The sequence below is a fragment of the Streptomyces sp. NPDC050287 genome, from assembly GCF_044459385.1.
GTDB lineage: Bacteria > Actinomycetota > Actinomycetes > Streptomycetales > Streptomycetaceae > Streptomyces.
Genome location: NZ_JBITIY010000010.1, coordinates 337,184 through 349,949, shown reverse-complemented (window position 1 = coordinate 349,949; position 12,766 = coordinate 337,184). Strand labels below are relative to the sequence as shown.

The 12,766-nt window shown below is 70.8% G+C and carries 10 protein-coding genes; 4 read left to right on the top strand and 6 right to left on the bottom strand.

What is annotated here, in order from left to right:
• From ACIBK3_RS32705 to ACIBK3_RS32695, 3 genes are all read right to left on the bottom strand, one after another.
• Positions 1 to 926, bottom strand: a 926-nt coding sequence (locus tag ACIBK3_RS32705; protein WP_399371034.1) for an FGGY family carbohydrate kinase, incomplete at its 3' end; no start/stop codon positions are given.
• A gap of 8 nt (positions 927 to 934) precedes the next feature.
• Positions 935 to 1,210, bottom strand: coding sequence for a hypothetical protein (locus ACIBK3_RS32700; protein WP_399371032.1), 276 nt, complete (start codon positions 1,208 to 1,210; stop codon positions 935 to 937).
• Positions 1,211 to 1,399: 189 nt separating this feature from the next.
• Positions 1,400 to 2,431 (bottom strand): substrate-binding domain-containing protein, encoded by a 1,032-nt coding sequence (locus tag ACIBK3_RS32695; RefSeq protein WP_399371031.1) that lies wholly within the window; start codon positions 2,429 to 2,431, stop codon positions 1,400 to 1,402.
• A 549-nt stretch (positions 2,432 to 2,980) separates the two neighbouring features.
• Between ACIBK3_RS32695 and ACIBK3_RS32690 the strand changes: the two genes are divergently transcribed.
• Entirely contained in the window at positions 2,981 to 4,480 is a 1,500-nt protein-coding gene (locus tag ACIBK3_RS32690; RefSeq protein ID WP_399371029.1) for an arabinofuranosidase catalytic domain-containing protein, read from the top strand.
• 54 nt (positions 4,481 to 4,534) lie between these two features.
• Here the strand turns inward: ACIBK3_RS32690 and ACIBK3_RS32685 are convergent, their stop codons facing one another.
• Positions 4,535 to 4,696, bottom strand: coding sequence for a hypothetical protein (locus ACIBK3_RS32685; RefSeq protein ID WP_399371028.1), 162 nt, complete (start codon positions 4,694 to 4,696; stop codon positions 4,535 to 4,537).
• 125 nt (positions 4,697 to 4,821) lie between these two features.
• On the opposite strand from ACIBK3_RS32685, the gene ACIBK3_RS32680 reads away from it, so the two are divergent.
• Positions 4,822 to 7,443, top strand: coding sequence for a LamG-like jellyroll fold domain-containing protein (locus ACIBK3_RS32680; RefSeq protein WP_399371027.1), 2,622 nt, complete (start codon positions 4,822 to 4,824; stop codon positions 7,441 to 7,443).
• Between the two features lie 260 nt (positions 7,444 to 7,703).
• Positions 7,704 to 8,177, top strand: coding sequence for a hypothetical protein (locus ACIBK3_RS32675; RefSeq protein ID WP_399371025.1), 474 nt, complete (start codon positions 7,704 to 7,706; stop codon positions 8,175 to 8,177).
• 126 nt (positions 8,178 to 8,303) lie between these two features.
• On the opposite strand, the gene ACIBK3_RS32670 is transcribed toward ACIBK3_RS32675, so the two are convergent.
• Complete coding sequence (locus ACIBK3_RS32670; protein WP_399371059.1) at positions 8,304 to 10,205, bottom strand: ABC transporter ATP-binding protein; 1,902 nt, start codon at positions 10,203 to 10,205, stop codon at positions 8,304 to 8,306.
• A 252-nt stretch (positions 10,206 to 10,457) separates the two neighbouring features.
• Here ACIBK3_RS32670 and ACIBK3_RS32665 point away from each other — a divergent pair, with 252 nt between their 5' ends.
• Positions 10,458 to 11,375, top strand: coding sequence for a YbhN family protein (locus tag ACIBK3_RS32665; protein WP_399371058.1), 918 nt, complete (start codon positions 10,458 to 10,460; stop codon positions 11,373 to 11,375).
• Positions 11,376 to 11,520: 145 nt separating this feature from the next.
• Here the strand turns inward: ACIBK3_RS32665 and ACIBK3_RS32660 are convergent, their stop codons facing one another.
• Complete coding sequence (locus ACIBK3_RS32660; RefSeq protein WP_399371024.1) at positions 11,521 to 12,735, bottom strand: NAD(P)/FAD-dependent oxidoreductase; 1,215 nt, start codon at positions 12,733 to 12,735, stop codon at positions 11,521 to 11,523.
• Positions 12,736 to 12,766 lie beyond the last annotated feature (31 nt).

The window sequence follows — 12,766 nt, the reverse complement described above, 5'->3', positions numbered from 1 at the left end:
ATCACATGACAGGTGGAGGTGCCCATGATGGCCACCATCCGGCCGGGCTCCACCGCCTTCGCCGCGGGCGCCGTCACATGCGCGTCGACGTTGCCCACGCACACCGCGATGCCCTCCGGCAGACCCGTCCACGCCGCCGCCTCAGCCGTCAAGTGCCCGGCCTTCGCGCCCAGTTCGCCGATCGGGTGCTCCAGTTTCTCCGTCACGAAGTCGGCGAAGCCGGGGTTGAGTGATTCCAGGTATGCGCGGGAGGGATAGACGCCGTCCTGCAACTGGCCTTTGTAACCGGCGGTGCAGGCGTTGCGCAGGTACGTGCCGCACAGCCGCCAGACGATCCAGTCCGCCGCCTCCACCCACCGCTGGGCGCGGTGGTAGATCTCGGGGTCCTCCTCCAGCACCTGGAGGGCCTTGGCGAACTCCCATTCCGAGGAGATCTTCCCGCCGTACCGCTCCAGCCACGCCTCCTTCCGCTCCGCGGCCAGTGCCGTGATCCGGTCGGCCTGCGCCTGGGCCGCGTGGTGGCGCCACAGCTTCACGTAGGCGTGCGGACGACCGGAGAGGCCGGGAAGCTCGCACAGCGGCGTGCCGTCCGCGAGCACCGGCAGCACCGTGCACGCGGTGAAGTCGGTGCCGATGCCGATGACCTGCTCCGGCCGCACACCGGCGGTCGCGAGCGCCGCCGGCACCGCGTGGCGCAGCACGTCGACGTAGTCCGACGGCACCTGGAGGGCCCAGTCCGGGGGCAGCCGGGTACCGTCCGGCAGCTCCCGGTCCAGGACCGCGTGCCGGTACCCGTGCTCGGCGGTCCCCAACTCCGCCCCGTCCCGTACGCGGACCACCACGGCCCGGCCGGACAGCGTCCCGAAGTCGACTCCTACGACACAGGGTTCAGGGATTCCGGCTGTCTCGTCTGCGGCGTTCACCATCAGTCTCCTCACATTGACGTATTCGATATATCGATCACTGTTCGATCATCTGAGCGCACCGAGGCGGAGGCTGCGCTCGGACCGGCGGATTCGACGGACGTGCCGGCTGCGGCTCCTGCCGAAGTAGCGCGCGCCCGGTCGAGCAGGATGGCGACGCCGAGAGCCGCTCCCTGCACCACCTGCTGGTCGTACGGGCTGACCTTGAGCGCGAGCAGTCCGTTGGTGATGAACTCGAGCAGGATCGCGCCGGATTGAGGGAGAATCGCATGCGGCCGGCGACTCACGTCGCCGACCTCGGGCCCCCAAGTGGGCTTAGTAGAAAGGTCTTTCGCCCTGCGGCACGCACGTGTGACGGCCCCTGGCAAGCGGGGGCGTGGTGCCGCAGTCGGATGGTCGGCGTTACATCGAGTGGATGCGGCGCGTGACGGAGTTCCCTTTCTCTGGGCAGGCCGGTGGTGCGACCGAGTCGTCGGTCAGTGCTGGGGGCGGGTCGCCGAGGTTCGCACCACCAGACTGGGCGGGATGACGATGTGGGGGGTCTCGTCGGACGCCGGGATCCCGGCATCGGGATCGCCGACGATCTCGATCAGCGCGCGCAGGGCACGTCGGCCGAGTTCGTCGAAATCCTGGCGGACACTGGTCAGTGACGGGCCGAAGTACTCGGTCTCCGGCATGTCGTCGAAACCGACGACGCTGATGTCCTCGGGCACTCGGTGCCCGGCCTGTTGCAGCGCCCGCAGCAGACCGAGTGCCATGTGGTCGTTCGCGCAGAACACCGCGGTGACATGGGGGTCGGCGGCGAGCCGCTTCCCGAGCTCGTATCCCGTGCCGGCCGTCCAGTCGGCGCCGGCCAGCGGTTCGGCCACCGGAGCGCCCCGCTTTTCCAGAGCGCTGCGCCAACCGTCCTCGCGCTCCTGCGCGTCGAGCCAGGAACGCGGCCCGACCAGGTGGTGCACCGTGCGATGGCCGAGGTCGAGCAGGTAGTTGGTGGCGAGTTCGGCGCCTGCCTCGTTGTCCACGGCGACCGAGGCCAGCGCGGTGTGGGTGCCGCAGCCGACCGCGACCAGGGGCACGTCGGGCGGTACGTTCGCCAGTGCGCCGACCGCGGAGGTCTGCGGGGCGATGACGACGATTCCCTCCACGCCCTGGTCCCGAAGCCGGTCGACGGCGTCCAGCACCGAACGCCGGTCGAGCGTGCCGACCGCGGCGACGGTGACGAAGTACTCGTGCTGTCTGGCCGCCTGCTCGATGCCGTAGAGCATGCAGGCCGGGCCGTACAGCGTGGTGTTGAAGCTGATCACACCCAGGGTGCGGGTGCGGCGGGTGGCCAGGGTGCGGGCGGCGGCGTTGGGGCGGTAGCCGAGTTCGCGGACCGCGGCGAGCACCCGGTCCCGGGTGGCGGGCCGCACGTTCGGGTGGTCATGGAGGACCCGCGAGACGGTCTGGTGCGAAACGCCCGCGATCCGCGCCACGTCCGCCATCACCGGTGCGCGATCCGCTTCCATGCCCCACCTCCTTACGCGCCCATCACGTTCCGAGCGGTGCGCTCCCCGGCCGGGGCCGGTAGTGCCGTGGGGGCATTGTTAGCGCACACATTTTGGCTGTCAATCTCTCCGCCCATTGTCTTTCGGAATTCTTGCCCGCGCCACCAGGGAGCCAAAGCCGCCCTGACCTGCTCACCCGTCACCCATGGCAGGGCCGGGGGGTGCCGGCCGAGCCCCGGAACCAAAGCAACGCATGACCTTTGTTTCCACACTCTTGACTGTCGGACTGTGTTGCCTGCAGTTCACCGCAGCGTAAAAAGATGGTGTCGCGAGACCGGTGGAACAGTCACCGACCACGTGAGAACGGCGCAGTCACACCACCGTGGTCCAGCTCCAACAGAGCGACCGACAGCTCGACCGTACCCCTCGTCTCCCTACAGCTCGGATGAGTGGACGGCATCCGTGCCCCTCATTGTTAGCGCTCACAATCCCCCGAGCGGTCGACGTCCCCCTGCTCTCTGCGCACACGGCGTCGCACCGGACAAGAACGCAAGACGGAAGAGGTTCACAGTGACAGCCAGACACCTGAGAGGACTCCGGCTGAGGGTGGTGGGCGCGGTCCTCGCGCTGCTCGCCGGCATCCTGGCCGGAGTCGTCAGCACCGCCGGGACGGCTCAGGCCGCTTCCTCCCTGCCCTGCGACATCTACGCCTCCGCGGGGACGCCCTGCGCCGCGGCGCACAGCACCACGCGCGCGCTCTACGCCGCCTACAACGGCCCTCTCTACCAGGTCAAGCGGACCTCGGACTCCGCCACCACCAACATCGGCGTACTCAGCGCCGGCGGCTACGCCAACGCCGCGGCGCAGGACTCCTTCTGCGCCGGTACGACCTGCGTCATCACCAAGATCTACGACCAGAGCTCGCACCACAACGACCTGACCATCGAGGGGCCGGGTGGCAACGGCGGACAGGACGTCGGCGCGATCGCCGACGCCCTGCCGGTCACGGTCGGCGGCCACGCGGCGTACGGCGTCTTCGTGTCCGCCGGCGTGGGCTACCGCGACAACAGCACCACGGGTATCTCCACCGGCAGCTCGCCCGAGGGCGCGTACATGGTGACCAGCGGCCACCACGTGAACAACCGTTGCTGCTTCGACTACGGCAACGCCGAGACGTCCGGCAACGACACCGGCAACGGCCACATGGACGCGATCAACTTCGGTACGGAGTGCTGGTTCTCGTGTTCCGGCGCCGGATCAGGCCCCTGGGTCGAGGCGGACCTGGAGAACGGACTCTTCTTCGGAGGGAACGGCTCGAACTCGAACAACAAGGGCAACTCCAGCGAGTTCGTCACCGCCCTGGAGAAGAACAACGGCACGACCACCTACGCGATCAAGGGCGGCAACGCCCAGTCGGGCTCCCTGACCACCTGGTACAACGGCGCCCTGCCCAACCTCGGCGGATACACCCCGATGCACCTGGAGGGCGCCATCGTCCTCGGCACCGGCGGTGACAACAGCAACGGGTCCGACGGCTCCTTCTTCGAAGGCGTCATGACCTCCGGCTACCCGACCGATGCCGCCGACAACGCGGTGCAGGCCAACATCACCTCCGTCGGCTACACCACCCCGGCCACCGGCTTCCCCGTGGCCGGCACCGCCTACCGGCTGACCAACACCAACTCCGGCAAGGTCCTGGACGCGGTGAACTGCGGTACCGGAAACGGCACTTCGATCGACATCTGGGCCTCGCTCGGCAACACCTGCCAGCAGTGGAAGTTCGCCGGCGCGGGCAACGGCCACTACACCATCACCAACGTCAACAGCGGCACCGTCCTGGACGACAAGAACTGCGGGCAGAGCAACGGCACCGCCGTCCAACTGTGGGCCTCACTCGGCAACACCTGCCAGCAGTGGGACGTCACCAAGACCGGCAGCCACTACACCCTCACCAACGTCAACACCGGAATGACGCTGGACGTCGCGAACTGCGGAACGGCCAACGGCACCGCGGTCCGCCAGTGGCAACAACTCGACAACACCTGCCAGCAGTGGAACATCGCCCCCTGACCGAACCGACCGAGTCACCGCCGACGGCGGCGAGCACCGCGGCACCGAGGGCCGTCACCGCCCGCCCTTCGCCGGCGGTGGCGGCCGCTCCACACGGGTGCTGACCGTCGTGGGCTCGACCAGGGACAGCGACTGGCAGGGCACCGCGACGGGCACCCGGGTGGCGAGTGCCGACAGTGCCGGGCTTCGGACCCGGCCGCGCGCCGGCACCGACATCCCCTCCTCGACCGACAAAGGCGCTCGGGGACGAGGTGACAGTGAAGCCGTCCACCCCAACCCCCCATCCCCCCAACCCCGCAGTTGCACTGACCGACTTGTCTCCCCCCAAAGGAACGTCGCACATGTCTTCAGAAGCCGGGCTGCCCCGCAGGTCCGTCCTCACAGCCGCCCTTGGCGTCGCGTCCCTTGCCGGGACATTCGCCGCCTCCGCTCCCGCCCGGGCCGCCGAGCGCTCCGCCGCGGCCGCGGCCGCCCCCGCCGCGGACCTCCCCGCAGCTGCCTCGCACTGGACCTTCGACGAGGGCACCGGTACCTCCGCCGCCGACTCCTCGGGCAACGGTCGCACCGCTGTCCTCCAGGGCGCGGCCACCTGGGACACCGGCAAGGTCGGCGCCCACTGCCTGAACCTCCAGGCAGGCGGCAACGCCGCGGCGTCCGGGCCGGCCCTCGACACCTCCCAGGCGTTCTCGGTGGCCGCATGGGTCAATCTCGCTCAGGCGGGCGGCTACCAGACCGCCGTCAGCATCGACGGCAAGGTCGTCAGCTCCTTCTACCTGGGGCTGCGCGACGACACCGGCACCTTCGCCTTCGCCCGGCTGAACGGGGACGCCACCGGAAGTGCCGCCGTGGCGGCCGCCGCCTCGGCCCCCGCCATCGGCGTCTGGACCCATCTGGCCGGCGTCAGCGACCCCGCGGCCGGCGTCACCCGCCTGTACGTCAACGGCGTGCTGGAAGGGGAAACCGCCTACACGGCAGGCTGGGCCGGCGGCGGCGACACCGCCATCGGCCGCGCCCTCTACGGCGGTGGGCACGTCGACCAGTGGCACGGCCTGATCGACGACGTGTGGATGTTCCCGTCCGTCCTCACCTCCGACCAGGTCGCGGCGCTGGCCGGGGTACCGGTGGAGACCACGACACCGCTGCTGAGCGTGGACGTCGCCACTCCCCTGCACGCCGTGTCCCCCATCCTTCCCGGCCTGATGTTCGAGGACATCAACCACTCGGGCGAGGGCGGCATCTACGCCGAACTGGTGCAGAACCGCTCGATGACCGCCGACGACACCGCGCCGGTCCACTGGTCCGCCGTCGGTGGGGCGACTCTCTCGCTGGACACCGCCACTCCACTCAACGACGCGCTCAAACGTTCCCTCAAGGTCGTGCTGCCGAGCGGCACCGGGGCCGGAACGCGGTCCGGGGTGGCCAATGACGGCTTCTGGGGGATACCGGTGCGGCCCAGAACCACGTACACAGCCCGGCTGTTCGCCAAGGCATCGCGCCGGATCGGGCCTCTCACGGTGACCATCGAGTCGGCGGACGGCTCGACGGTGTACGCGTCCGCACCCGTGCCCCACGTCGGCACCACGTTCCCCGACCGCCCTTTCGAGCTCACCCTGCGCACCGGTCCAGGCGCTCCCGTGGTCGGTGACGCGAGGCTGACCGTCACCACCGCCGACCCCGCCGCCGCGGGCGAGACCCTCTGGCTCCAGCACGTCTCCCTCTTCCCACCCACCTACAACAACCGTCCCAACGGACTGCGCGTCGACCTGATGGAGAAACTGGTCGCCCTGAAGCCGAAGTTCCTGCGCTTCCCCGGCGGAAACTTCGTCGAGGGCAACACGATCGCCACTCGGTTCGACTGGAAGAAGACCATCGGTCCGGTCTGGGAGCGTCCCGGCCACATGGACGACGCCTGGGGCTACTGGTCCACGGACGGGCTCGGACTGCTGGAATACCTGGAATGGGTCGAGGACATGGACGCCCAGCCGGTCCTCGCCGTCTTCGCCGGCTACTCGCTGAGGGGCGAACACGTGACCGGTGACGCACTCAAGCCCTACGTCCAGGACGCACTCGACGAGATCGAATACGTCACCGGCCCCGTGACCAGCACCTGGGGCGCGAAGCGCGCCGCCGACGGACACCCGAAGCCGTTCCCGCTCGAGTTCGTGGAGGTCGGCAACGAGGACTTCTTCGACGGCTCCGGATCGTACGAGGAGCGGTATGCGGCCTTCCACGACGCGATCAAGGCGAAGTACCCGCGACTGAAGCTGATCGCCACGACGCCGGTGACGAGTCGTGAGCCGGACCTGATCGACGAGCACTACTACCTCGCACCGTCCGCCGCTCAGGCCTCCACCCACAAGTACGACAGCCGGGACCGGGACTCGACGAAGGTCTTCGTCGGGGAATGGGCCGCGCAGGAGGGCCGTCCCACACCCGACCTCAACGCCGCTCTGGGCGACGCGGCATGGCTGGCAGGGCTGATCCGCAACTCCGACCAGGTCCTCATGGAGTGCTACGCGCCGCTCTTCTCCCACGTCAAGGACAACGTCTGGGCGACCAACCTGATCGCCTACGACAACCTGACCAGCTACGCCTCACCCAGCTACTGGGCGCAGCACATGCTCACGAGCCGGCTGGGCAGCACAGTGCTGCCGGCCTCCGCCCGTGCACTGCCGGCTGTCGCCACCGTCGCCACCCGCTCCGGGAGCCGTCTCTACCTGGCGGTCGTCAACTGCGGGGCGGAGAAGGTGAATGTGCCGGTCGAACTGAAGGGGCTGGCCAAGGGTGTCGAGAGGAACGCCACCGCCACCGTCCTGACCGGACCCTCGCCCACCACCACGAACACGCTGACCGAACCCAGCACCGTGGTGCCCAGGACCGGCACCGTCACCGGCGCCGCTGCTTCCTTCACCAGCACCCTGCCGCCGCTGTCCGTCACCGTCCTGGAACTCACCCTGACCTGATCCGCTCCGGCAACCACGCGGGCCGTGAAGGTCCCGCTCTGCCACGCCGAACTCGAGTCCTGATCCGTCCTCACCTGGCATTATGGAGCGACCGGCGAACCACTCGTTCTGTGTCGCAGTGAGGGCAAGAGGCAGTGCCACATCAGAATCCAGCTGACGATCACCTGCACGCCCTTCACCAGCAGGGCTGGGAGGCCGCGTGTTCTCTCCACCGGCACCTGAGCAACGGAGGTGAGTTGGCCCCGGTCGCCACTCCAGGGGTGCTGCTCGAAGTGGGTGAGATCGCATACGGCGACGTATCGGCGCACTACGCGCGCTTTTACGGCACGAATGTGACCTACAACCAGCGCTCGGGCTTCTACTTCGGGTCACCGCTGTTCGTCGCGGCCGGGCTGATCGGGGACACGGTCGCCAACAACAGCGCCCGGAACCGTGCGCAGGCGATGGCTCAGGCGCAATGGCGCGACTTCTCCTCCTGCCGCGCGATACTCACCGACCGTCGCATGTTGCTGCACGTCGCGGCCGAGAACCGTTGGGTGTCGCTGAGGCACCACGAGATCATCAGCTTTCTTCCCGTGATCGAACAGTGGGCGCTGTTCACCGACTACCAGCAGTGGGAGCCGATGCGGTTGGCCGGGCCGACCGTGCCGTGGCTGGCCGCCGCGACGATCTCCGTGCTCAACCGGGGCCGCTCCGAGTACCAGCAGCTTCCTCCACTGCCGCTGCCGAACTGATGTCTTCGTCGACACGGCCACCGCGGCACTCGTCGTCGCGTTTTTGAGCGCCGCGCCGGACGCGAGGCCGCCGTTCTGCCCTGCTGTCCGGCTCGCGCACGTCGGCGGCCGCGGCGCGTCCCCTGTCTACGCCGCCGCCTCCCCCGCCGGGGCGATCTCCGGCACGCCGCCCGCGCGCTGGGTGAACTGGGTCCGGTGGAGTTCGGCGTACCGCCCGTCCAGAGCCAGCAGTTCGTCGTGGGTGCCGCGTTCCACGATCCGGCCCGCCTCGACGACCAGGATCTGGTCGGCGCCGCGGACGGTGGACAGGCGGTGGGCGATGACGACCGCCGTCCTGTCCTGCAGGGCCTCGGCGAGCGCCTCCTGGACGGCGGCTTCGGAGGTGTTGTCCAGGTGGGCGGTGGCCTCGTCGAGGATGACGACGCGCTGGCGGGCCAGCAGGAGCCGGGCGATGGTCATGCGCTGGCGTTCGCCGCCGGAGAGCCGGTAACCGCGTTCGCCGACCACGGTGTCGAGGCCGTCCGGCAGGGACCGTACGAGATCGTCCAGGCGGGCGCGGCGCAGGGCGTCCCAGAGCTCCTCCTCCGTCGCCGTGGGGCGGGCCAGGAGGAGGTTGGCGCTGACGGTGTCGTGGAAGAGGTGGCCGTCCTGGGTGACCATGCCGAGGGTGGAGCGCAGGGAGGCGGCGGTCAGGTCGCGGACGTCGACGCCGCCGATGCGGACGGCGCCCTCGTCGACGTCGTAGAGGCGCGGCAGCAGCTGCGCGATCGTCGACTTGCCGGCGCCGGACGAGCCGACGAGGGCGACGGTCTGGCCGGGTTCGGCGCGGAAGGAGAGGCCGTGCAGGACCTCGGCGCCGCCCCGGGTGTCGAGGGACGCCACCTCTTCGAGGGAGGCGAGGGAGACCTTGTCGGCGGAGGGGTAGGCGAAGCGGACGTCGTCGAACTCGACGGAGACCGGGCCGTCGGGGACCTCGCGGGCGTCCGGCTTCTCCTCGATGAGGGGCTTGAGGTCGAGCACCTCGAAGACGCGCTCGAAGCTGACCAGGGCGCTCATCACCTCGACGCGGGCTCCGGCGAGGGCGGTGAGCGGGGCGTACAGGCGGGTCAGGAGGAGGGCGAGGGAGACGACGGCGCCCGGGTCGAGGGTGCCGCGCAGGGCGAACCAGCCGCCGAGGCCGTAGACGAGGGCCAGTGCCAGGGCCGAGACCAGGGTCAGGGCGGTGATGAAGACGGACTGGGCCGTGGCCGTGCGGACGCCGATGTCCCGGACCTGGCCGGCCCGGACGGCGAACTCCTCGGACTCCTGCTCCGGGCGGCCGAAGAGCTTGACCAGGGTGGCGCCGGGTGCGGAGAAGCGCTCGGTCATGCGGGTGCCCATCGCCGCGTTCAGGGCGGCCGCCTCCCGCTGCATACGGGCCATCCGGCTGCCCATGCGCCGGGCGGGGATCACGAAGACCGGCAGCAGGACCAGCGCGAGCAGGGTGATCTGCCAGGAGATGGTGAGCATCACGGCGAGCGTGAGCACCAGCGTGACCAGGTTGCTCACCACTCCGGAGAGGGTGTTGCTGAACGCGCGCTGGGCGCCGATGACGTCGTTGTTGAGACGGGAGACGAGCGCTCCCGTACGAGTGCGTGTGAAGAACGCCACCGGCATGCGCTGCACATGATCGAACACCGCGGTCCGCAGATCGAGGATGAGCCCCTCCCCGAGCGACGCCGACAGCCGTCTGCCGAGGATGCCCAGCGCCGCCTCCACGACGGCGATCAGCGCGATGAGCAGGGCCAGCCGGACGACAGTGCCCTCGTCGTCGCCGGCCACGATCGCGTTCACGACACGCCCGGCGAGGACCGGGGTGGCCACCGCGAGCAGCGCGGTCACCACCCCGAGGGCCACGAACCGGGCGATGCGGCGGCGGTGCGGTCGGGCGAACGCGCCGATGCGGCGCAGCGTCGCGCGGGCCAGGGGTCGGCGCTCCTGCTCGGCGTTCATGACACTGTGCAGCTGTGTCCAGGCCGTGGTCTCCATGCTCATGAGAGGAACAGTAGAACCTCAAGCAAGATTGAGGTCAACGAATGCCGGCAGTCCGCTCCTGCGAAGGATCCGATGACCGTACGTAAGGCCCTGTCCCCGCTCCCGCAACCCGCAGTTGGCGCGGGGTGGACAACCTCTCCCACTGTGACAGCGGTACACATCCCCGAACTCCCCGACATCCCTCACACTCCCGACCTCCCCGACTGCTCCCAGGGACGACTCCCCCGTCGCGTCCCGGTCCGTCGGATCCGCCAGATCCTGTGTCTGCTCCCGCTCCTGCTCGTCACCGTCGTCGCGGTCCAGCACCGCTCGGTGCTCGCCGAGGGCTTCGGCCACCTGCGCGGCGCCCAGTGGCCCTGGCTGGTGGTCGCGGCCGGTGCCACCTGTCTGACCTGGGTGGCCGCCGCACTGACCCGGCAGGGCGCCGTCGTCGAGGCCCTGCCCAAGCGCCGACTGCTGGCCACGCAGTTCGCGGCCGGGGCGGCCAACCATCTCCTGCCGTCCGGCCTGGGTGCGAGCGCGGTCAATCTGCGGTTCCTGACGGTGTGCGGGCTTCCGCTCGCCCGCTCGTCCGCCGCGCTCGCCCTGTATCTGCTGGCCGAGACGGTCGGCCGGCTGAGCCTGCTGGCCGCGCTGCTCGTCGTCTTCCCGGACGCGCTGCGGCTGGGCTCGCTGCTGCCCGACGGGGCGGTCGGCCCGCTGCTGTCGGCCGTCGCCGCGGTCCCGCTGGTCGCCGCCGGCGTGCTGGCCTGCGTACGGCGCCTGCGGACGGCCGTGTGCTCCTTCCTGCGGACCGCGCTGAGCGAGGCCCGCTCGGTGCACACCCGGCCGGCCCGGGCGTTCGCCCTGTGGGGCGGCTCGCTGGCCTTCCCGGCGCTGCAGGCGGCCGGACTGGCCGCGGTGGGGCAGGCGATGGGGCTGCCGGTGCCGCCCGCGCACATGGCGGTGGCGTATCTGGCGGCGACCGTCGCCGTCGCGCTGGTGCCCACACCGGGCGGGATCGGTTCCGTCGAGGCCGCGCTGGTCGTGGCCCTGGTGGCGGCGGGCGGCCCGGCCGCGGTCGCCACCGCGGTGGTCCTGGCCTTCCGGATCATCACCGTCTGGGTGCCCCTGGTGCCGGGAGCGTTGACGCTGGGCGCACTCGTTCGGCTGAAGGTGATCTGACCGCCTGAGCGAGTGTGGCCCGACCGTCCGGACCGACTGTCCGGCCCGGTCGTCCGCCCCGACTGTCCGGTCCAATCGTCCCGCCCGACTGTCCGGCCCGGTCGTCCGGCCCGGTCGTCCGGCCCGGTCGTCCGGCCTGACCGTCTCAGACCGTGATCCGCACCGGCCCGCCTCTCGGGTCCACGCGTCCGGTCCAGCGGGCCGTCAGGGTCACCGTCCGGTTCGGTACCGCGGTCCCGAGGCGCGCGCGGTGCAGGAGACGGCCGTCCTGGGTGACCCGCAGGAGCCGGCGGGTCAGCGGGACCGTCGTGCGCAGGACGTACGGCAGCCGGTCGCCCGGGGCGACACGGTTCGGCGCGATCCAGCGCAGGGGCGGGTCCACGAGCAGCGGGACACCGTCGGGCCGGTCCGCTCCGGCCAGGGTCCGCAGGACCGCGCCGGCCGCGTGAACGCCCTCGCGGGTCGCGGTGGCCGCGTTCTCCACGGCGTGCAGCACGCTGCCGACGGCGAAGACACCGGGGCGCGAGGTGTGCAGGGTGCCGTCGACGACGGGGCCTTTGGTGCCGGGGTCCAGGGTGAGGCCGCCGCGCCGGGCCAGTTCGTGGTCGGGTACGAAGTCGCCGGTGAACACGACGGTGTCGCAGGGCAGTACGGCCGTCCTGCCGTCGCGGTGGCGTACGCGCACGCCCGACAGCCGCCCGTGACCGAGGAGTTCGGTGACGGTGGTGTCGGCGAGGAGCGGAATGCCCTGCCTGAGGCGGCAGTCGAGGGCGCGGACGGGGGCGGTCTGGGGGCGCGGCAAGTCGGTGACCATCGCGACGACCCGGGCTCCGGCACTCCGTACGGTGTCGGCGGCGGCGTACGAGACGTCCTCCGCGCCGACGACCACCGCGCGGGTCCCGATGTGCTGCCCGTACAGATGCACCGCCTGCTGGAGTTCCCCGGTGGTGTACACACCGGCCGGGCGGGTGCCGGGCACGAGCCGGGCGGCGCGCGGACGTTCGCGGGCGCCGGTGGCCAGGACGACCGCCCGGGCCCGGAGGATCTCGGGCCCTTGTGGGCCGACGGTGCGCAGGGCCAGGGGACCGGCCCAGTCGAGGGCCGTCACCCCGGTGCGGACGACGGCTCCGGCCTGTTCGGCGGCGGTGACGAGGAGGCGGGCGTAGGCCGGGCCGGTCAGCGGATGCAGCAGAGTGCCGTAGCCGCCGTGGGCACAGTGCCGGGGCACTCCCCCGGCCTGCCGCTCCCGGTCCAGGACCTCGACGCGGCCCGCCCCGCCGACGGCCAGCCGCGCGGCGGCGGCGAGCCCGGCGGGCCCGGCACCGACGACGAGGACGTCGACGTCACGCTCGGCGCTCACACCCGCCTCCGCCCTCATCCATCCGCCCCAC

Excerpts from the sequence above, each read along its gene's own strand:
- ACIBK3_RS32695 (WP_399371031.1), bottom strand. The coding sequence starts at position 2,431 with ATGGAAGCGGATCGCGCACCGGTGATGGCGGACGTGGCGCGGATCGCG.
- ACIBK3_RS32685 (WP_399371028.1), bottom strand. The coding sequence starts at position 4,696 with ATGTCGGTGCCGGCGCGCGGCCGGGTCCGAAGCCCGGCACTGTCGGCA.
- ACIBK3_RS32680 (WP_399371027.1), top strand. The coding sequence starts at position 4,822 with ATGTCTTCAGAAGCCGGGCTGCCCCGCAGGTCCGTCCTCACAGCCGCC.
- ACIBK3_RS32670 (WP_399371059.1), bottom strand. The coding sequence starts at position 10,205 with ATGGAGACCACGGCCTGGACACAGCTGCACAGTGTCATGAACGCCGAG.